The following is an 18,383-nucleotide window of genomic DNA, read 5'->3' as shown; positions in this document are numbered from 1 at the left end:
TGAACTCAGGCGCCGACGGCCCCTGCATCGCGGATCATCCGGCCAAGCTGGTCGAGCAGACAGAGGCGCTCCTTCTTGAGTTCCTCCAGCCGCATATCCGACGCGGCCTCGACCTCCGATTCGACGCGCTGGATCGCGCCGTTCACTTCGTCATAGCGGTCGGCAAGCACGGCAAAGTGCCCGCGCGTCGCCTTGAGATGGCGCAGGATCTCGAGATCGTCCGGAAACTCGGAGGCAAGATCGTGGGGCTTGTGACCATGGACCTGTGACATCGGCTCTCCTTTTGATTCGAAACGAATGAAGGCGTGTTCCTGACCTAGTCTCCCTCGTCCGAACCCGCCTTGCGCCAGATCAAGGCAGCGGCGGCCCCTCGGAATTCGGGTTCATCAGATCTCGGAATAGTCGACTTGCGGCCGGCTTTCGCGCGTGCCCCGGTAACGCTTCTCGGGTTCCTGAGGATCCCCCGCGATCAGAACATAATCGTCATGGACTTCGATCAGCGTACCGACGAAAGGAAACCCTTCGAGACTGCCGCCCACGCGGTAGCTCACGGTGTCGCCCACCTCGAAGGTCTTCTCGTCGAAATTGAACTCGAACGGACAGACTTCGCCCGTATCGCCCATGCCCTGCATGTCTGCTCTCCTCTTCCGGGCGGCAATCTAGCGCAGAAGCGGAATAGGCCAAATCGAAAAGCACAAAGCTCCGCCGCTGGTGCGATTGCGAACGGGGACCTTGGTTTTCGGGCGGTTCGGCAAGCCCGAAACAAAAAGGCCGCCCTTTTGGGGCGGCCTTTTCAATGTCAATCGAAGCGCGTGCTTCAGCCGACGAGTTCTTCCGGCTTGAAGAAGTAGGCGATCTCGATCGCGGCGTTCTCGTCCGAGTCCGAACCGTGGACCGAGTTGGCTTCGATCGATTCGGCGAAGGTCTTGCGGATGGTGCCCTCGGCAGCGTCGGCCGGGTTGGTGGCGCCCATCACGTCGCGGTTGCGCTTCACGGCGTCTTCGCCTTCGAGCGCCTGCACGACCACGGGACCCGAGATCATGAACGAGACGAGGTCGTTGAAGAAGGGACGTTCCTTGTGAACGGCGTAGAAGCCTTCAGCCTGTTCCTGCGTCATCTGGATGCGCTTGGAGGCGACGACGCGCAGGCCGGCTTCCTCGAGCATCTTGGTCACGCCGCCGGTCAGGTTGCGGCGGGTGGCGTCGGGCTTGATGATCGAAAAGGTGCGGGTAACCGCCATGGGATGTTCCTTGCAAACTGTAGGGCGAAAAGGGTTATGGTTCTTGCGCGCGCCACTAGCCGGGAACCGGCTTCATCGCAAGGTGCAGGCGATTAACTTACGGTCGTTCCGGATCAACTTCGGCGCGAGAGCCTACCGGCTCGGGATCACCCCGCCTGGACCCAGCGGCCGCCGTCCTGCTTCCAGTAATAATGCTCGACGCCTTCTCTGCCGCGCAGTGCGCGCCAGGTGTCGCGCGCGTGCTGGAGCGTCGATTCGTCGAACAGGAAGAAGGTGCGCTCGAAAGCCTCGTCCCCTTCCCGCCACTGGCCATCGGCAATGGCCATGAACCTGGCGCCATTGGCCGGTTCGGGCGCGTCGGAAATGAGGATCGGCTGCCGATCCTCGCTGCCGTCGCCCGCAAAGCCACTGGCCAGGAAACTCTCCGGCCCGGCCGACCAGAGCGCCTGGCAGATCCGCTGGCGCTGGCCGAGGTCGGCGGAAACGACGAGCAGACGCTCGCCATTCCCCGCCACCTTGCCGGCGATCAACGCAAGCGCGCTTTCTGCGGGGTCACGACTGAGCTGGTAGAAATCCACGCGCATCGCCGTGTCCCCGCCTTTGCCTTACGCTTCGAGGGTGTCGCGAACGAAACGGTCGAGCAGGCGGACGCCGAAGCCCGAAGCGCCCTTGTCCCAGGTCGCGCCCGGCTTGTCGGTCCAGACGGTGCCGGCAATGTCGAGGTGGGCCCAGGGGGTGTCGTTCTCGATGAAGCGCAGCAGGAACTGCGCCGCCGTGATCGAGCCGCCGAAACGCGGACCGACGTTCTTGATGTCGGCGATCGGGCTGTCGATCATCTTGTCGTAGTTCGGGCCCATCGGCATGCGCCACAGGCGGTCACCCGAAGCGTCGCCCGCTGCGTTGAGCTGGCCGGAGAGTTCGTCGTTGTTCGAGAAAAGGCCCGCATATTCATGCGCCAGCGACAGGATGATGGCGCCGGTCAGCGTGGCGAGATCGACGACCTTGGCCGGCTTGTATTCGCGCTGCACCCAGGTGAGCGCATCGCAGAGAACCAGGCGGCCCTCGGCGTCGGTGTTGATCACTTCGATGGTCTGGCCCGAGAGCGAGGTGACGACGTCACCGGGGCGCTGGGCATTGCCGTCGGGCATGTTTTCCACAAGGCCGCAGACGCCGACCACATTGGCCTTGGCCTTGCGCAGCGCGAGCGCGAGCATGGTGCCGGCCACCGCACCGGCGCCGCCCATGTCCCACTTCATGTCTTCCATGCCGGCTGCCGGCTTGATCGAGATGCCGCCGGTGTCGAACGTCACGCCCTTGCCGACGAAAGCCACGGGCGCTTCACCCGCGGTTCCGCCCAGCCACTCCAGCACGAGCAGGCGCGCGGGGCGCACCGAGCCCTGGGCCACGCCGAGCAGCGAACCCATGCCGAGGTCGGCCATTTCCTTCTCGTCGAGCACGCGGACCTTGAGGCCGCTGCCTGCATACTTCGCCTCGCAGCGCGCGACGAAGGATTCGGGATAGATCACGTTGGCGGGCTCGGTCACCAGTTCGCGCGTGAACGACACGCCGGCGACGATCGCCTGCTCGACCGCCCAGACCGCCTCGGTGCCTTCCGGCGCGCCGATCACGGCGATGTCCACGAGGCTGGGCTTGGCGTCGTCGGCCAGCTTGGTGCGGTAGGTGTCGAGACGCCATCCGCGCAGCACCGCGCCAAGCAGCGCACCGGCAGCTTCCTCGGCCGAAAGGCCCGCGCCGGTCAGGTCCAGGGTCAGCGCCGTCTCGCCCGAGGTCAGGTACTTGCCGACGACAGCCGCACCGGCGCGCTCCACGGCACCCTTGCGGTCTTTCGCATCGGCCGCGCCGATACCGGCCAGCACCGCGCGCACGACTTTGCCGTCACGCTCTACGAACCCTTCGAAGACCTGTCCGGCCTTGCCGGCGAAACGCGATGCCTTGGCGCCTTCGGCAAGGACCTGTTCGATATCGGCGGGAATCGAATCCTGATTCACGAAGCGGGCGACGAGACGCGCCGGGGCGGCTGCAGCAGCGTCAAGGAACTGGATATTCATGGGATCTCCTGAATCACGTGGGCGAGCGCCGATGTTGTGCGCTTCGCCGCAACAGCGGATTGCAGTTAGGCACAGGCGGTGCGATAGGCAAGTGATGCTCCCTGCCGTGCCGACCCTGCTGCAAGCCCCCATTCGCCGCTTGCGACCCGTTTCGCTGAGCGTCATGGCCCTCGGAATCGCCGCCTTCGGCCTGCCTTCGCTCGCCTGGGCGCAGGACGTTTCGCGCCCCGTCGACACCGGGCCGATCGAAGGCGCCCCTGCGGCTCCCCCGGCATCGACGGACGACAACGTGCCGATCGCCTTCGAGGCGGACACCGTCGAATACGACCAGAACGACGAATTCGTGACGGCGACAGGCAATGTCGTGCTGCGCAAGGACCGGCAGTCCGTTCGCGCCGACAAAGTCACCTGGAACCGCAAGACCGGCCAGATCATCGGTAACGGCAACGTCCGCATGGTCGATCAGGACGGCAACCAGCTCTATACCGAGAGCGTCGAGCTGACCGACGAGCTCAAGACCGGCATGATGGAGAACCTGCTGCTGGTCATGCGCCAGGGTGGCCGCCTCGCCGCCAGCAAGGGCGAGCGCATTGCCAACGGCGACGTCGTCCTCCAGCATGCGGCCTACACCGGCTGCGCCGTCGAGAACGACGAAGGCTGCCCCAAGAAACCGACATGGCGCGTGGTCGCCAAGACGGTGGTCTATAGCGAGACCCAGAATCGCGTCCGCTTCAGCGATGCCCGGCTCGAACTGTTCGGCCTCGTCCAGCTTCCGCTGCTAGGCCTTTCCGTCAGCACCAACGGCGGCGCGGTCTCGGGCTTCCTCGTGCCCGACTTGCGGTCGAGCCCGTCGAACGGCATCGAAGTCGCGCAGTCCTATTACTGGAAACTTGCGGAAAACCGCGATCTCACCGGCTCGCTCCACGCCTATACCAAGGCGGCGCCGATGGCCTCGTTCCAGTACCGCGCGTTGACCGACATCGGCGCCTACCAGATCACCGGCTATGCGACTTCCAGCAATCGCATCCCGATCAACAGCAGCAATCCGGATCCCAACCGCGAACGCGCCTTCCGCGGCTATATCTTTGCCAACGGCAAGTTCCAGCTCGACGAGAACTGGAGCATCACCGCCTCGATCCGCCGCGCCACCGACCGCACATTCGTGCGCCGCTACGACATTTCGCGCGACGACCGCCTGCGCTCCTCGATCGAGGTTGAGCGGATCGACCAGGACAGCTACTTCTCGTTCTCGGGCTATGCGACGCAGACCCTGCAGTCTAGCCGCGACCAGGGGCAGATCCCGGTCGCCTTCCCGGTGCTCGACTATCGCCATCGCTTCGACGAATCGCTGCTGGGCGGCAAGATCGAGACCCAGGTCAACACCCTGGGGATCACCCGCGTCGACGGACAGGACACCCAGCGCGCCTTCGCCAGCACCCAGTGGTCGCTGCGCAAGCTGACGGGCATGGGCCAGGAAGTGACCTTGACCGGGCTCGTGCGCGGCGACGTCTACCACTCGGACGAAAACGAACTGTCCACCACCGCGCTCTACCGCGGCCAATCGGGTTGGGAAGGCCGCGGCATCGCGCTGGCGGCGGTCGACGTGAAATGGCCGCTGGTCGGGCAGGTCTTCGGCGGCAGCCAGGTGCTTACCCCCCGCGTCCAGCTCGTCGCCACGCCCAGGATCAAGAACCTCGCGATCCCGAACGAGGATTCGCGGGCGATCGAACTGGAAGATTCCAACCTCTTCGCGCTCAATCGCTTCCCCGGCTACGATCGGTTCGAGGACGGCGTGCGCTTCACTTACGGTTTCGACTGGATGTTCGAGCGCCCCCGCTGGCGCATCAAGTCCACGATCGGCCAGTCGATCCGCCTCAGCAACAAGCCCTCGATCCTGCCCGACGGCACCGGCCTTGCCAGCAAGACCTCGGACATCGTCGGCCGCACCGAAGTGCGCTATCGCAATTTCTTCAACATCATCCACCGCTACCGTGTCGACAAGGACACGCTGGCGGTACGCCGCAACGAGTTCGACATCTCTCTGGGCAACAACCAGACCTACCTCGAACTCGGCTATACCAAGCTGAACCGCGACATCTCGATGGACATCGAGGATTTGAAGGATCGCGAGGAAGTGCGCGCGGCCGGACGCGTGGCCTTTGCCAATTACTGGTCCGTGTTCGGGTCGGCTTCGGTCAACCTGACCGACCAGAACGAGGATCCTATCTACGGTTCGGACGGGTTCCAGCCCCTGCGCTCGCGCCTGGGCATGGCCTACGAAGACGACTGCCTCCAGATTTCGTTCACCTGGCGGCGGGACTACGTGACCTTCGGCGATGCGCGGAAGGGCAACTCATTCCAGCTGGGCTTCGCCCTCAAGAACATCGGCGCCTGGTAAAATCGGTCATGGCTGAGGAGCACAGGCGCGGGCGTTGGCACCGCAGACCAAAGCGGCTATCGGACGTGCTCAGTTTCGGTTAAGCCGCGTGCCGACATAGGGCCGGGAAGCTCCCTCGGCGAATTCTCCATCGAGCGGCATCGGCCGGACGGGTCGAATACGGGATACAGGTCAAGGTGAAAGCAATCCAACGCAACAAGTTCATCAAGCGCGCGGCTCTTGCCTGCGGCGCCGTGGCGGCGACGCTTTCGGCCCACGCTGCTTTCGCCCAGTCCGCCCCCCAGGGCGAGATCGTCATTCCTGACGACGTGAAGATCTTCGGTAACGACAATCCCAACCTGCGCCGCGCGACGGCGGTGGTAAACGGCTCGGTCATCACCGGTACCGACGTCGACCAGCGCCTCGCCCTGATCCTTGCCGCCAACCAGGGCAAGATCAGCGAGGAAGAACAGAAGCGCCTGCGCCTTCAGGTGCTGCGCAACCTGATCGACGAAACGCTGCAGATCCAGGAAGCCAAGGCTGTCGAAGTCTCGGTGGACGATGCCGAGGTAGACCAGTCCTACGCCCGCGTCGCTTCGCAGAACTTCAACCAGAACACCCAGGCGATGGACGCCTATCTCAAGCGCGTCGGCTCCTCGCCGGATTCGCTGAAGCGCCAGATCCGCGGCGAACTTTCGTGGCAGCGCCTGCTTCAGCGCAATGTGCAACCGTTCATCAACGTCTCCGACGACGAAGTGAACGAAGTGATCGACCGCCTCAAGGCGTCGAAGGGCACCGAGGAATACCGTCTGGGCGAGATCTACCTCGCCGCCACGCCGGAATCGCAGCAGCAGGTGGCAACCAACGCCAACCAGATCATGCAGCAGCTGCGCCAGGGCGGCAGCTTCGTGGCCTATGCCCGCCAGTACTCGCAGGCATCGACCGCTTCGGTCGGTGGCGACCTCGGCTGGGTGCGCCTCGGCCAGCTTCCGAGCGAAGTCTCGGAAGCGGTGCGCGACATGCAGGCGGGCCAGCTTGCCGGTCCGATCGAGATTCCGGGCGGCTTCGACATCGTCTACCTGATCGACAAGCGCCAGGTCCTCACCGCCGATCCGCGCGATGCCGTGCTGGCGCTCAAGCAGATCTCGCTGGAATTCCCCAAGGGCATCAGCGAAGCGCAGGCCAATGCCAAGGCCGAGAATTTCGCCAAGACCATCAAGACGGCCAAAGGCTGCGGCGATGTGGAAAAGGTTGCCGCCACCATCGGCGCCCAGGTCGTTGCCAACGACCAGGTGAAGGCCCGCGATCTGCCCGGCCCGATCCAGTCCTCGATCCTGACCCTGTCGCCGGGCGAGACCCTGCCGCCCTTCGGCTCGCTTGCCGAGGGCGTGCGCATCCTGATGCTCTGCGGCCGCGACGATCCGCAAGTCGAATCCGGCCCGAACTTCGAGCAGGTCATGGCGCAGATGGAAGACGACCGCGTCAACAAGCGCGCGCAGATGTACTTGCGCGACCTTCGCCGCGATGCGGTGATCGAATACAACTGACGAACAAGGGGGCGGCACCGATGGCGGCCAATACCAACGGCGCGCCGCCCCTCGCGGTTTCGCTGGGAGACCCGGCAGGAGTCGGACCGGAGCTTTTTGCCCAGGCCTGGGCGGATCGGCACGAAGCAGGATTGTCGCCGTTCTTCGCGGTCGGCGGCGCCGAAGTGCTCAAGGCGGCCGCGCGGAGCCGGGGCTTCGAACTGCCCATAGCCCGCATTGCCAGCGCCGATGAAGCCGCCGCCGTGTTCGGTGCCGCATTGCCGGTTCTGGGCGACGAGGATACGGCCGCCGTGTTCGGCCAGCCCGATCGAAACGGCGCGGCCCTCGCTCTCCATTCATTGACCCGCGCCACGCAGCTCGCCCTGACGGGCGAGGCCGGCGCCGTCGTCACGGGGCCTATCGCCAAGTCGAAACTTGCGGAAATCGGCTTTTCGCAGCCCGGCCAAACCGAATTTCTCGCCGATGCCTGCGGCGTTGCCCATGGCGATGCCGTGATGATGCTGGCCGGCCCGAACTTGCGCACCGTGCCGCTGACCGTGCACGTCGCCCTTTCGCAGGTGCCCGCACTGGTCACGCGCGCCTTGATCGAGCGCAAGGCCCGCATCGTCGCGCAGGCGCTTCGCCGCGACTTCGGGCTTTCGCCGGCCCGCCTCGCCATCACCGGTCTCAATCCCCACGCCGGGGAAGACGGCCGCATGGGCCGGGAAGAAATCGAGACGATTGCCCCCGCCATCGCCGCGCTCTCCGCCGAGGGGCTGGCCGTAACCGGCCCGCACCCCGCCGATGCCCTGTTCGCTGCGCATGAGCGCGGCAAATTCGACGTGGCGCTCTGCATGTATCACGACCAGGCCCTGGTGCCGATCAAGACGCTGGACTTCGATGCCGGCGTCAATGTTACGCTGGGCCTGCCGATCGTACGAACCTCACCCGATCACGGGACGGCCTTCGGCATCGCCGGGCAGGCCGTGGCCAGTGCCGGAGCCACTATCGCCGCCCTTCGCATGGCCGGGGAATGCGCCGCGCGCAGGCGCCTGCCGGAGACCACTGCATGACTGCCGAACTGCCTCCCCTGCGCGAGGTCATCGCCAAGCACGGCCTTTCGGCCTCCAAGGCGCTCGGGCAGAATTTCCTGTTCGACGAGCAGTTGCTCGATCGGATCGCCGCCATTCCAGGCGGCCTCGAGGGCCGGAAAGTCCTGGAAGTCGGCCCCGGCCCCGGCGGCCTGACGCGCGCCCTGCTGCGCGCCGGCGCTGAAGTGACCGCGATCGAGATGGACCGTCGCTGCCTTCCCGCCCTGGCGGAAGTGGAAGCGGCCTTCCCGGGCAAACTGAAGGTCATAGAGGGCGACGCCATGAAGTTCGCGCCCGCCGACTTGTTCGACGGGCCTTATGCGGTGGTGGCCAACCTGCCCTACAATGTCGGCACCGCGCTGTTCATCAGCTGGCTTTCGGGTCAGGCCTGGCCGCCTCAGTGGTCCTCGCTGACTCTGATGTTCCAGGAGGAAGTCGCCCGCCGCATCGTCGCGGAGCCGGATACTTCGGCTTATGGGCGCTTGGCGGTCCTGGCACAGTGGCGCGCGAAACCGAAGCTGGCGATGAAAGTTCATCGCAGCGCTTTCACGCCGCCGCCCAAGGTGATGTCCGCGATCGTCCACGTCGTTCCCGGCGAGGCGCCCGAGGGTGTTTCGATGCGGGTGCTGGAGCGCGTCACGGAAGCCGCATTCGGCCAGCGCCGCAAGATGCTGCGTCAGAGCCTGAAAGGCGTGATCGGCGCGCTGGATGCCCTGGAACGGCTCGGTATCGATCCGCAACGGCGTGCCGAGACGTTATCGGTGGCGGAATTCGTCAGCATAGCGCGGGAACTGACGCCGAACTGATCTAGCGTTCGGCGTCGCTCGAACCGGGGTTCCCCGTTTTGGAGAGAACCGCACCCGCCTGCGCCTGTTCGGGCTCGGCGGCGCCGAGACCCGGCTTCACAAGCTGGGCTACCACCCAAATCGCAACAGCCGCACCAAGCGTCATCAGTATCAGCTGAACGAGGCGACCTGCCAGTCGTCCATCGGACGCCAGCGCCCCGGCCAAGCCCTGATCGCGCGGAAAGCGCAGGGCTTCGACCGCCAGCGCCACCGGCAAGGGTTCATCGTTGCCATTGGCATGGGATGCCGAACGTGCGGCTTCCCGCCCAGCGCGCGCTGCATCGAGATGAACGACGCTGGATGGGTCGCTCTGTCCGGCGGTGTTACCTTCATCCGGCACACCGCTTGACGGTGTGCCGGGTATGGCGTGCCCGTGGGCACGGTCGATTCTATGTCTCTTCAACGCCGGGCCCCCCTAGCGAACAATCCTTTGAATAGTGCTTTGGGGCCGATAGATCAAATTAAAGTTAATGCGAGAGTCAGACTTCTGCCAAAAGTTGCAGGCGGACGGCGTCCTTCTTTTTACGGCGCCAGGCATGGAGCAAGGGCTCGGTATAGCCGTTCGGCTGCTCCACGCCCTTGAACACCAGATCGCAGGCCGCGAGGAAGGCGAGTGAGCCTTCCCAGTTGCCGGCCATGGGCTCGTAGAGCGGGTCGCCCGCATTCTGGGCGTCGACCTTGGCCGCCATGCGGCGCAGCGAATCCATCACTTGCTCGGCCGAGCAGACGCCGTGCAGCAACCAGTTCGCCATGTGCTGGCTGGATATGCGCAACGTGGCGCGGTCCTCCATCAGCCCGACATCGTCGAGGTCGGGAACCTTGGAGCAGCCCACGCCCTGGTCGATCCAGCGAACGACATAGCCGAGCAGACCCTGGGCATTGTTGTCCAGTTCGTCCCGCACTTCCTCTTCGGACCAGTTGGCGCCGTCCGCGAGTGGAACCTGGAGCAGCAGGTCAAGGCTCGGGATCGCGGCCCCTGCCATCTCCTCGCGCAAGCCGAAGACGTCGACCTCGTGATAGTGCATGGCATGAAGCGTCGCAGCCGTGGGGGACGGAACCCAGGCCGTGTTCGCGCCCGTCCGGGGATGGGCGATCTTCTGCTCCAGCATGTCGCGCATCCGGTCCGGCGCAGCCCACATGCCCTTGCCGATCTGGGCAATGCCGGAAAGGCCATGCCGCAGACCGATGGCGACATTGCGCCGTTCATAAGCCGCAATCCACTCGGAGCCCTTGATCGCATTCTTGCGGATCATCGGCCCTGCCCGCATCGAGGTGTGGATCTCGTCCCCGGTGCGATCGAGGAAGCCGGTATTGATGAAGACTATGCGATCCTTCACCGCCTCGATGCAGGCCGCCAGATTGGCGGAAGTGCGCCGTTCCTCATCCATCACGCCGACTTTCACCGTGTAGTGCGGCAGGTCCAGCAAGTCTTCGACGGCATCGAACAGGTCGTTGGTGAAGGCGCATTCCTCCGGGCCGTGCATCTTCGGCTTGACGATGTAGATCGACCGCTCGCGGCTATTGCCGAAGCGCGTCAAATCCTTGACGTCCTGCGCCGAGATCGCACTGGTCAGGACGGCATCCATGATTCCTTCCGGTATCTCCGAACCATCGGGCAGCAGGATCGCCGGGTTGGTCATGAGATGGCCGACATTGCGGACGAACAGCAGGCTGCGCCCCGGCAGTGCCTGCACGTCGCCGGAAGGCGTGGTGACGGTCCGGTCTCCGGCGAGTTCGCGGGTGCGGGTTTCGCCGCCCTTCTCGAACGTTTCCGTCAGGTCGCCGCGAATCACGCCGAGCCAGTTCGTGTAAGCGACGAGCTTATCCTCCGCGTCCACTGCGGCGACGGAATCTTCCAGATCGACGATCGTGGTCAATGCCGCTTCCAGCACGATATCGGCAATGCCCATCCGATCCGTGCGCCCGACCTGGCTGGCCGGATCGACGACAATCTCGATGCCAAGCCCGTTCGAGCGATAGAGGCGTCCCGCCTGTGTCTTGCCCACATATTGGCCGGGGTCGGCAAGGGGGGCGTCGAGACTGTCGAGATCGCTCCAACTTCCGGCGGCGAGCGGCAGGGCCTTGTCGAGGAAACGGCGGCCCTGTGCGATCACCGCCGCGCCGCGAACGGGGTCGTAGTCCTTTCCCTGGGCCTGAGCAGCGTCGAGCGCGTCCGTCCCATAGAGCGCGTCGTAGAGGCTGCCCCAGCGCGCATTGGCAGCATTGAGGAGGAAGCGCGCGTTGAGCACCGGGACGACAAGCTGCGGTCCGGCCATCGTCGCGATTTCAGGATCGACTCCGCGCGTGCCAATGGAAAACGCGTCCGGTTCCGGCACGAGGTAGCCGATTTCCCGCAGGAAATCCTGGTACTCGGCCTGATCGACGGGCTTTCCCGCGCGCTGGAGATGCCAGGCGTCGATGCTCGCCTGCAAGGCGTCGCGCTGCTTGAGCAGAGCCTTGTTGCGCGGTGCCAGGTCTGCGAGCAGCGCTGCAAATCCAGGCCAGAAGGCGGCGCCGTCCTGCCCGATCGGTGGCAGCACCCGGTCCTCCACGAAACGCGCCAGTGCGGCGTCGACCCGAAGGCCCGAGCGATCAACTCTGTCCGTCATTTTTCCTCGCATTCCCTGCACGCAGACCCATTCGGGCGTGCGGCGACCGTGACATCTGTTCAAGACTGTCCTGGGGAGGATCGGCCATTCTATGCCTCATCGCAAATGCCTTGGCAATCGCGAACGCAGTTTCGCAAGGAAGCTCCGTTACGGTCCCAAAGTGGTACCACGTCGGATCAGCTTACACCTTGCGTCGGAAAGACTTACATAGAAGATTGCTGTCGACGCCGCCCATCGCGGGAACCTCGGGTTGGCCCGGATGTTGCTTCGAATGCGCTGAAGTTCCTGCCGATCGGCACAAGGCAGGACTGGAAGGACTGGAATGCTTCGCAAGATCAGCCGCCTGTTCGTGATCAAGACCCGCTGGGAAGCGTTCATGATCATCTATGCTCTCGCGCTGGGCGCGGTGGAGCGTGGAAGCGTCTACCTCACGCGATTTCCGGGATGGGGCGGCAAGTTGCTGTTCCTGGCCTGCACGGGCGCCGTCTTCATGGCCGGCGCCAAGATACTCGACTGCCTGAAGTTCGAGCAGGCGCAGGAACGCGCCGCCGAAAAGACCGAAATCGCATCCGAAACCGATCAGAATTCCATGGCGAGAATCGACGCGGCCTGAGCGCTGTCGTCGTTCGAACAGCCATCCATCCTAAGCCGCACAGCAGCCGGTTTCGTGGCGATCCTCATTGATGGCTGAAGGTGGGGTGTTTCTGTTGCAAGGTACACCCCGGACCCCTGGAATCCCTTCTGTTGCCCGGTGGGTCCAACCGCGCTTTAGCTTTGTAACGTCAGGCCGTTAGGCCCTAGAATTACGCGGCGAGAGCGAGTGCTTCGTTGTCGTTGGCACTTGTGAGTTTTGAGCCTTGAACGGGTTACTCAGCCCGAATGAAAACACCGCTTTTCAACACACGTCGATCCTAGTTCGGCCCCGTCATCACCCCTGCGACAACAGGGTTGCCCTGCCGGAAGGCAGGACGGGTGATGGTGGAGCCGCCGGGTACCGCCCCCGGGTCCGCTGTGCCTATTGTACGGCGCAGTTTATCATCATAGCCAACCGAAGCTGGCGAGACCCCATATAGGGCGCCGTACGAAAATGAAAAGGGGGCGGGTTTCACCCCTCCCCCTCTTCGTGGAACATTGCTGTGGAACACGCTCTTTCGCGAATTTCCCCAGCCAATCAGCCTTTCTTCAAGGCGTCGCGGATTTCCGCAAGCAGCTGAACTTCGGTCGGGCCGGTCGGCGCGGCCGGTTCTTCCTTCTTTGGCAGAAGGCGATTGGCCTGCCGCACGATCAGGAAAATCACGAAGGCGAGAATCAGGAAATTGATGATCGCGGTGAGGAAGGCACCGTAGCCGAACATGGCCACGCCTGCCGCTTTGAGCCCGGCGTACGTCATCGGGCCGGTATAGTCTGCCGGGACGGTGCCCAGCACGACGAACTTGTTGCTGAAGTCGATACCGCCGGTGATGAGGCCGATGAACGGCATGATCACGTCGTCGGTCAGCGAGGCAACGATCTTGCCGAATGCGGCGCCGATGATGACACCGACGGCAAGGTCGAGCACGTTGCCGCGCGCAATGAAAGTCTTGAATTCCTGAAGCATGGGTCGGTTTCCCCTCGATCCTGTGCAGGCCATGGCTGGCCCTGGAGACCTGCCACATCGAAGTTTAGCTAACAATCGGTTGCGGTAAGAAGTTGCATGACGCGACTGTCCTTGAACGGGAACCGCTGCCTGCTATCTATCTGAGCAAGAGACCGTCCATTCAGAACGAGGCGGGGCCGATCGGTCCCGTCGATCAGGAGGATCACGCATGACCCTGTCGAACCTGGCCCGCAAGAGCCGCGCCGTGCTTGCCCTTGCGGCGGCTCTGTCGCTGGCCGCCTGCGGCTTCAACTCGGTTCCGACCAAGCAGGAAGCCGCCAAGGCGAAGTGGGCCGATGTGCAGGCCGCCTTCCAGGAACGCGCCAACCTCGTGCCGAACCTCGCCGCCGTCGCCAAGGGCGCCGCGACGCAGGAAAAGGAAATCCTCACGGGCGTGGTCGAGGCGCGTGCCAAGGCAACCAGCGTGCAGGTCAATGCCGAGGATCTGAATGATCCCGCGAAGATGCAGCAGTTCCAGGCTGCCCAGTCGCAGTTCGGCCAGAGCCTGTCGCGTCTGCTGGTCAGCGTCGAGCAGTATCCCGATCTCAAGTCGATCGTGAACTACCAGATGCTCCAGACCCAGATCGAAGGTCAGGAAAACCGCATTCGCATCTCGGTGCGCGACTACAATGCCGCGGTGCAGGACTACAACACCGAAGTCCGCACGTTCCCGACCATGATCGGCGCCAAGCTGCGCGGTGCAGATCCGCTCGTGCCTTACCAGGCCGCAACGCCGGGCGCGGACGTGGCGCCGAGCCTCGAAGGCAAGATCTGATATCGTGATCCGCGTGAAGGCCGTCCTTGCGGCCATCCTTCTGGCGTTCGGCGCGCTGCTTGCCCAGCAGGTGGCCGCCGCGCCCAGTTTCCCCAAGCTGACCGGGCGCGTGGTCGATGACGCCAAGGTCATCCCGGACGATGTCAAAGCCCGGCTCATGCAAAAGCTGGAGGCGCTGGAGAAGAATTCAGGCCGCCAGCTGGTGGTCGTCACCCTTCCCAGCCTTCAGGGCTACGAGATCTCGGACTACGGCTATCAGCTCGGCCGTGCCTGGGGCATCGGCCAAAAGGGCAAGGACAGCGGCGCGCTGCTGATCGTCGCGCCCAATGAGCGCAAGGTGCGGATCGAGGTCGGCTATGGCCTGGAGCCGATCGTTACCGACGGCCTTTCCTTCCTCATCATCAACAACGACATCATCCCGCATTTCAAGCAGGACGATTATCCCGGCGGCATCGAAGCCGGCGCCGACGCTCTGGTCAAGCAGCTGACGCTGCCGCCCGAGGAAGCGCAGAAAGTCGCGGCCGAGGCCGATGCCGCGCGCAAGGATAGTGGCGGCGGATTCCCGATCGGCACGATCGTGTTCATCGTCATCATCGTCTTCTTCGTCGTCCTGCCGATGGTCAACGAGGCGCGCGGCGGCGGTCGGCGCCGGGGCGGCTTCGGCGGCCCGATCATCTGGATGCCCGGCGGCTTCGGCAACGACGATGACGATGATCGCTGGGGCGGCGGTGGCGGATGGGGCGGCGGCGGCGGCTTCGGGGGTGGCGGAGGTTTCTCGGGCGGCGGCGGCAGCTTCGGCGGCGGCGGCGCGAGCGGCAGCTGGTAGGGGGACGAGACAATGGCATTACCCATCTACCTCTCCGACGAGGACCATGCGCGGATCAGCGCCGCCGTGGGCGAAGCGGAAATGCACAGCGCCGGCGAAATCGTCACCGTCCTGGCAGACCGTTCGGACGGCTATACCGACGTGGCCCTTGCATGGTCGGCGATCGTGGCGTTTCTCGCCCTGGCCGCGCTGGTAATCGCTCCGGAATTCTACATGGGCCTCTACGAGCGGCTGCTGGCCGACTGGGGGCACGAGTGGACCCCGCGCATGATCGTCGGCCTGGCTGCCGGTGTGGCTGCGATCAAGTTCGGCGCCATGCTGCTGCTGCAGCTCTGGCCGCCGCTCAAGTTCTGGCTGGTGCCTCCGCAGATCAAGACCATGCGCGTCCATGCTCATGCGGTTCGCGCTTTCCGCATCGGCGCGGAGCAGCGGACGACGGGGCGAACCGGCGTCCTCATCTACCTGTCCATGCGCGAGCACCGGGCCGAAATCGTGGCCGACCGCGCCATTGCCGCGAAAGTGGATCCCGATGTCTGGGGCCAGGCCATGGCGGCCATGCTGGCCCATGTCGGCGATGGGCGGATCTGCGACGGCATGATCGTCGCCGTCGGCAAAGTCGGCGCGATTCTTTCCGAACATTTCCCTCGCGCCGATGACGACGTGAACGAACTTCCCGACAGGCTGATCGAAATATGACCGATATCTCCACGCTGCCCCTGCCCCCGGACGCCGATGCGGCGGATGAGATCATGTGGCAGGGCAGGTTCATCACCGCCCGCAAGCGCGGCCGCTGGGAATATGTCAGCCGCGCCAGGGGCATCCGCGCCGCGGTGATCCTGGCCGTCGATCCGCATGACCATGTCATCCTGGTGGATCAATACCGCGTGCCGCTGGGCAAGCGCTGCATTGAATTGCCGGCGGGGCTGGTCGGCGATCACGACGAGAGCGCCGATGAAGATGCCAGCGTAGCTGCTGCCCGCGAGCTGGAAGAAGAAACCGGCTATCACGCAGGCCGCATGGAAAATCTGGGCGAGTTCTTTTCCTCCCCCGGCATGGTCAGCGAAAGTTTCACGCTGTTCCGCGCGCACGATCTGGTGAAAGTAGGCGAAGGCGGCGGCGTCGACAGCGAAGACATCGTGGTCCGCCGCGTGCCGCTCGCCGGGATCGAGCAGGCCATCGCAGACTGGCGCGCGCAAGGCTACGCCATGGACGTGAAGCTGCTCATGCTGCTGGGCGCGCGGCTGCTGGGCTGATCGTGAAAACACGGTTCGGCGTCTGTCAACGCAAGACGCGCTACGCCAGCGAGGCGGCGGCGCTGGAAGTGGCGCAAAAGGCCGATGTCGTTCTGCGGCCCTATCGCTGCCCGCTCTGCCGGCAATATCACCTGACCAGCCGAACCAAGGGAATGCGGGTTCCACGCTTCCTGCTGGAGCGGGCGGAAGGGAGCAAGGGGGCCTAGCAACCCGCCCGCGATTGGCGGCCCCGCCCCTCTCGCCTCCCGATCCTCGCCCTCATGACCGGAAGAGTTCCGTCACGGCAAGCGATGGGATCAAGGTGAAAGTTCAGGCCGAGGCCGCTTTGGGCATGACGGAATTCAGAGCGTGGTGAAGATCGCTCCGAAGTCCTTGCCGCCGTTTCCGGCCTCGACGAACGCCTCGTAGATCCTGGTGGCGTGCTCGCCCATCGGCACGGCGGCGCCGGAGGTTTCGGCGCCCGCCATCGCCAGACGCAGGTCCTTGAGCATGAGCGCCGAGGCGAAACCGCCCGCGTAGCCGTTGTCCGCAGGGCTCGTCGCGCCGACGCCGGGCATCGGCGTATAGTCATTGAGCGACCAGCAGTAGCCGGTGGCCTTGGAGCTGATCTCGTAGAATGTCTGGGGATCGAGCCCCGCTTTTTCGGCCAGGGCCAGCGCTTCGCAGGTGCCGATCATATGAATCGCCAGCAGCATGTTGTTGCACATCTTGGCGACCTGGCCTGCGCCCGTTTCACCGGCATGGATAACCGCCTTGGCCATCGGTTCCAGCACGGCGCGGGCGCGCTCGAAGGCTGTTTCGCTTCCGCCGACCATGAACGTGAGAGTGCCGCCATTGGCCGCCGCGATCCCTCCCGAGACCGGCGCATCGACCATTTCGTATCCGGCCGCCTGCGCCAGTTCCACGACTTCGCGCGCAGTGGCGAGGTCGATGGTCGAACAATCGAGGAAAAGCGCGCCCTTGGGAGCGTTTCCGAACACTTCGGCGGTGTAGACCGAGCGGACGATGGCGCCGTTGGGGAGCATGGTCACGACCGCTTCCGCGTCCGCGACGGCTTCGGAAACCGTCGCTGAAATCGAACAGCCCTGCTCCGCCGCCTTGCCGGTGGCTTCCGGCGAAAGGTCGAAGGCGGTCACGGCATGCCCGGCCTTCACGAGGTTCGCGGCCATGCCGCCGCCCATGTTGCCCAGACCGATGAAGGCGATTTTCATGACGTTCTCTCCCAAGTTTGAGACCGCTGGCCATCCGTTACCATCGGCCGGGCACCAAAGCGCCTCGCTGCATTCCTGCGCGGCTGGGCCAGCGGTCCCCGGTCACGCCCGGAACGACATCCGACCCGCCACTGCGGCCTTAGCGGCCTTTCCAGACGCCCGGGCGCTTCTCGACGAAAGCGGCCATGCCCTCGGCCTTGTCCTCGGTGGCGGTGAGCACCTGGAACAGGCGGCGCTCCATGATGAGGCCGGTGTCGAGCGTGGTCTCGAAAGCGAGGTTGACCATTTCCTTGTTCATCATGGCGGCCAGCGGCGGCATCCCGGCAATCGCTTCGGCGGCCTTCAGCGCTTCGCCGAGGAGCTGGTCCTGCGGCACCACGCGGCTGACCAATCCCGAACGCTCGGCCTCAGCGGCATCCATCATGCGGCCGGTCAGGCACATGTCCATGGCCTTGGACTTGCCGACCGCACGGGCCAGGCGCTGCGAGCCGCCCATGCCGGGCGCCACCCCCAGCTTGATCTCCGGCTGGCCGAATTTCGCGTTTTCAGAGGCGATGATGAAGTCCGCCATCATGGCCAGTTCGCAGCCGCCGCCAAGCGCGAAGCCGTTGACAGCAGCGATCCACGGCTTGCGGGTGGTCTTGACGATCTGCGCGGTCCAACCGGCGAAGAAGTCTTCCGAATAGAACTCGGCGCCGGGCTTTTCGACCATCTCCTTGATGTCAGCGCCTGCAGCGAAGGCCTTTTCACCCGAGCCGGTGATGACGGCGCAGCCCTGGCTCTTGTCCGCCTCGAAGACGGCGAAGGCCTTTATCAACTCGCCCAGCACCGACGAATTCAGGGCATTGAGCGCCTGCGGACGGTTGAGCGTGATGAGAGTGACGTTGCCCCTCGTTTCGACCAGGATCGTTTCGTAGCTCATCGG

The 18,383-nt window shown here is 64.6% G+C and carries 20 protein-coding genes and 1 other RNA gene; 10 read left to right on the top strand and 11 right to left on the bottom strand.

Going from position 1 to position 18,383, the window contains the following annotated elements:
• Positions 1 to 5 precede the first annotated feature (5 nt).
• The 5 genes from EDF57_RS00970 to EDF57_RS00950 form a co-directional block, all read right to left on the bottom strand.
• Positions 6 to 272, bottom strand: coding sequence for a DUF465 domain-containing protein (locus EDF57_RS00970; protein WP_132262445.1), 267 nt, complete (start codon positions 270 to 272; stop codon positions 6 to 8).
• 114 nt (positions 273 to 386) lie between these two features.
• On the bottom strand, positions 387 to 632 hold the full coding sequence (locus EDF57_RS00965) for a hypothetical protein (RefSeq protein WP_134092788.1): 246 nt from the start codon (positions 630 to 632) through the stop codon (positions 387 to 389).
• 185 nt (positions 633 to 817) lie between these two features.
• The gene (gene ndk / locus EDF57_RS00960) at positions 818 to 1,240 is read right to left on the bottom strand and encodes a nucleoside-diphosphate kinase (RefSeq protein ID WP_132262441.1); all 423 of its coding nucleotides are present in this window, start codon (positions 1,238 to 1,240) and stop codon (positions 818 to 820) included.
• A gap of 146 nt (positions 1,241 to 1,386) precedes the next feature.
• A complete protein-coding gene (locus EDF57_RS00955) occupies positions 1,387 to 1,824 on the bottom strand; it encodes a DNA polymerase III subunit chi (protein ID WP_134092787.1) in 438 nt (145 codons plus the stop codon).
• 21 nt (positions 1,825 to 1,845) lie between these two features.
• The gene (locus EDF57_RS00950) at positions 1,846 to 3,309 is read right to left on the bottom strand and encodes a leucyl aminopeptidase (RefSeq protein WP_134092786.1); all 1,464 of its coding nucleotides are present in this window, start codon (positions 3,307 to 3,309) and stop codon (positions 1,846 to 1,848) included.
• Positions 3,310 to 3,403: 94 nt separating this feature from the next.
• Between EDF57_RS00950 and lptD the strand changes: the two genes are divergently transcribed.
• The 4 genes from lptD (at position 3,404) to rsmA (ending at position 9,109) form a co-directional block, all read left to right on the top strand.
• Entirely contained in the window at positions 3,404 to 5,707 is a 2,304-nt protein-coding gene (gene lptD / locus EDF57_RS00945; protein WP_134092785.1) for an LPS assembly protein LptD, read from the top strand.
• Positions 5,708 to 5,883: 176 nt separating this feature from the next.
• Complete coding sequence (locus EDF57_RS00940) at positions 5,884 to 7,233, top strand: peptidylprolyl isomerase (RefSeq protein WP_132262433.1); 1,350 nt, start codon at positions 5,884 to 5,886, stop codon at positions 7,231 to 7,233.
• 20 nt (positions 7,234 to 7,253) lie between these two features.
• The gene (pdxA, locus tag EDF57_RS00935; RefSeq protein WP_134092784.1) at positions 7,254 to 8,285 is read left to right on the top strand and encodes a 4-hydroxythreonine-4-phosphate dehydrogenase PdxA; all 1,032 of its coding nucleotides are present in this window, start codon (positions 7,254 to 7,256) and stop codon (positions 8,283 to 8,285) included.
• Positions 8,282 to 9,109, top strand: coding sequence for a 16S rRNA (adenine(1518)-N(6)/adenine(1519)-N(6))-dimethyltransferase RsmA (gene rsmA, locus EDF57_RS00930; protein WP_134092783.1), 828 nt, complete (start codon positions 8,282 to 8,284; stop codon positions 9,107 to 9,109). The genes pdxA and rsmA overlap by 4 nt, the downstream gene beginning before the upstream one ends.
• Position 9,110: 1 nt before the next feature.
• Here rsmA and EDF57_RS00925 read toward each other — a convergent pair whose 3' ends face one another.
• Both EDF57_RS00925 and EDF57_RS00920 read right to left on the bottom strand, forming a co-directional pair.
• A complete protein-coding gene (locus tag EDF57_RS00925; RefSeq protein WP_134092782.1) occupies positions 9,111 to 9,551 on the bottom strand; it encodes a hypothetical protein in 441 nt (146 codons plus the stop codon).
• Between the two features lie 76 nt (positions 9,552 to 9,627).
• Positions 9,628 to 11,757: a malate synthase G gene (locus EDF57_RS00920; protein ID WP_134092781.1), complete on the bottom strand. Its 2,130-nt coding sequence runs from the start codon at positions 11,755 to 11,757 to the stop codon at positions 9,628 to 9,630.
• A 322-nt stretch (positions 11,758 to 12,079) separates the two neighbouring features.
• Between EDF57_RS00920 and EDF57_RS00915 the strand changes: the two genes are divergently transcribed.
• A complete protein-coding gene (locus tag EDF57_RS00915; RefSeq protein ID WP_134092780.1) occupies positions 12,080 to 12,370 on the top strand; it encodes a hypothetical protein in 291 nt (96 codons plus the stop codon).
• A 79-nt stretch (positions 12,371 to 12,449) separates the two neighbouring features.
• On the opposite strand, the gene ssrA is transcribed toward EDF57_RS00915, so the two are convergent.
• Positions 12,450 to 12,855, bottom strand: a transfer-messenger RNA (tmRNA) gene (gene ssrA, locus EDF57_RS00910).
• A 73-nt stretch (positions 12,856 to 12,928) separates the two neighbouring features.
• Positions 12,929 to 13,354, bottom strand: coding sequence for a large conductance mechanosensitive channel protein MscL (gene mscL / locus EDF57_RS00905; RefSeq protein WP_132262421.1), 426 nt, complete (start codon positions 13,352 to 13,354; stop codon positions 12,929 to 12,931).
• Positions 13,355 to 13,562: 208 nt separating this feature from the next.
• Between mscL and EDF57_RS00900 the strand changes: the two genes are divergently transcribed.
• From EDF57_RS00900 to EDF57_RS00880, 5 genes are read left to right on the top strand one after another with little or no spacing between them, the layout of a single operon-like run.
• Positions 13,563 to 14,168: a LemA family protein gene (locus EDF57_RS00900; RefSeq protein ID WP_132262419.1), complete on the top strand. Its 606-nt coding sequence runs from the start codon at positions 13,563 to 13,565 to the stop codon at positions 14,166 to 14,168.
• A gap of 13 nt (positions 14,169 to 14,181) precedes the next feature.
• Complete coding sequence (locus EDF57_RS00895) at positions 14,182 to 14,994, top strand: TPM domain-containing protein (protein ID WP_243840870.1); 813 nt, start codon at positions 14,182 to 14,184, stop codon at positions 14,992 to 14,994.
• Positions 14,995 to 15,006: 12 nt separating this feature from the next.
• The gene (locus tag EDF57_RS00890; protein WP_134092778.1) at positions 15,007 to 15,690 is read left to right on the top strand and encodes a hypothetical protein; all 684 of its coding nucleotides are present in this window, start codon (positions 15,007 to 15,009) and stop codon (positions 15,688 to 15,690) included.
• Positions 15,687 to 16,247 (top strand): NUDIX hydrolase, encoded by a 561-nt coding sequence (locus tag EDF57_RS00885; protein ID WP_132262413.1) that lies wholly within the window; start codon positions 15,687 to 15,689, stop codon positions 16,245 to 16,247. Before EDF57_RS00890 ends, EDF57_RS00885 begins: the two co-directional genes overlap by 4 nt.
• A gap of 2 nt (positions 16,248 to 16,249) precedes the next feature.
• Positions 16,250 to 16,453, top strand: coding sequence for a hypothetical protein (locus EDF57_RS00880; RefSeq protein WP_134092777.1), 204 nt, complete (start codon positions 16,250 to 16,252; stop codon positions 16,451 to 16,453).
• Positions 16,454 to 16,588: 135 nt separating this feature from the next.
• On the opposite strand, the gene mmsB is transcribed toward EDF57_RS00880, so the two are convergent.
• Both mmsB and EDF57_RS00870 read right to left on the bottom strand, forming a co-directional pair.
• Entirely contained in the window at positions 16,589 to 17,458 is an 870-nt protein-coding gene (mmsB, locus tag EDF57_RS00875; RefSeq protein WP_134092776.1) for a 3-hydroxyisobutyrate dehydrogenase, read from the bottom strand.
• A 139-nt stretch (positions 17,459 to 17,597) separates the two neighbouring features.
• Positions 17,598 to 18,380 carry an enoyl-CoA hydratase-related protein gene (locus EDF57_RS00870; RefSeq protein WP_132262407.1) on the bottom strand — a complete coding sequence of 261 codons (783 nt, stop codon included), beginning with the start codon at positions 18,378 to 18,380 and terminating at the stop codon, positions 17,598 to 17,600.
• Positions 18,381 to 18,383: the final 3 nt, after the last annotated feature.

The sequence above is a fragment of the Novosphingobium sp. PhB55 genome (assembly GCF_004368805.1).
GTDB lineage: Bacteria > Pseudomonadota > Alphaproteobacteria > Sphingomonadales > Sphingomonadaceae > Novosphingobium.
Note: the sequence above shows the minus strand (reverse complement) of the source record. Positions and strands in the feature narration are given on the sequence as shown.

What these genes read in the sequence shown, in the direction of transcription:
- lptD (WP_134092785.1), top strand. Translation starts at nt 3,404, where the DNA reads ATGCTCCCTGCCGTGCCGACCCTGCTGCAAGCCCCCATTCGCCGCTTG.
- EDF57_RS00890 (WP_134092778.1), top strand. Translation starts at nt 15,007, where the DNA reads ATGGCATTACCCATCTACCTCTCCGACGAGGACCATGCGCGGATCAGC.
- EDF57_RS00950 (WP_134092786.1), bottom strand. Translation starts at nt 3,309, where the DNA reads ATGAATATCCAGTTCCTTGACGCTGCTGCAGCCGCCCCGGCGCGTCTC.
- mmsB (WP_134092776.1), bottom strand. Translation starts at nt 17,458, where the DNA reads ATGAAAATCGCCTTCATCGGTCTGGGCAACATGGGCGGCGGCATGGCC.
- EDF57_RS00965 (WP_134092788.1), bottom strand. Translation starts at nt 632, where the DNA reads ATGCAGGGCATGGGCGATACGGGCGAAGTCTGTCCGTTCGAGTTCAAT.
- rsmA (WP_134092783.1), top strand. Translation starts at nt 8,282, where the DNA reads ATGACTGCCGAACTGCCTCCCCTGCGCGAGGTCATCGCCAAGCACGGC.
- EDF57_RS00900 (WP_132262419.1), top strand. Translation starts at nt 13,563, where the DNA reads ATGACCCTGTCGAACCTGGCCCGCAAGAGCCGCGCCGTGCTTGCCCTT.
- EDF57_RS00915 (WP_134092780.1), top strand. Translation starts at nt 12,080, where the DNA reads ATGCTTCGCAAGATCAGCCGCCTGTTCGTGATCAAGACCCGCTGGGAA.
- EDF57_RS00955 (WP_134092787.1), bottom strand. Translation starts at nt 1,824, where the DNA reads ATGCGCGTGGATTTCTACCAGCTCAGTCGTGACCCCGCAGAAAGCGCG.
- EDF57_RS00970 (WP_132262445.1), bottom strand. Translation starts at nt 272, where the DNA reads ATGTCACAGGTCCATGGTCACAAGCCCCACGATCTTGCCTCCGAGTTT.
- EDF57_RS00870 (WP_132262407.1), bottom strand. Translation starts at nt 18,380, where the DNA reads ATGAGCTACGAAACGATCCTGGTCGAAACGAGGGGCAACGTCACTCTC.
- ndk (WP_132262441.1), bottom strand. Translation starts at nt 1,240, where the DNA reads ATGGCGGTTACCCGCACCTTTTCGATCATCAAGCCCGACGCCACCCGC.
- EDF57_RS00920 (WP_134092781.1), bottom strand. Translation starts at nt 11,757, where the DNA reads ATGACGGACAGAGTTGATCGCTCGGGCCTTCGGGTCGACGCCGCACTG.
- mscL (WP_132262421.1), bottom strand. Translation starts at nt 13,354, where the DNA reads ATGCTTCAGGAATTCAAGACTTTCATTGCGCGCGGCAACGTGCTCGAC.
- pdxA (WP_134092784.1), top strand. Translation starts at nt 7,254, where the DNA reads ATGGCGGCCAATACCAACGGCGCGCCGCCCCTCGCGGTTTCGCTGGGA.
- EDF57_RS00885 (WP_132262413.1), top strand. Translation starts at nt 15,687, where the DNA reads ATGACCGATATCTCCACGCTGCCCCTGCCCCCGGACGCCGATGCGGCG.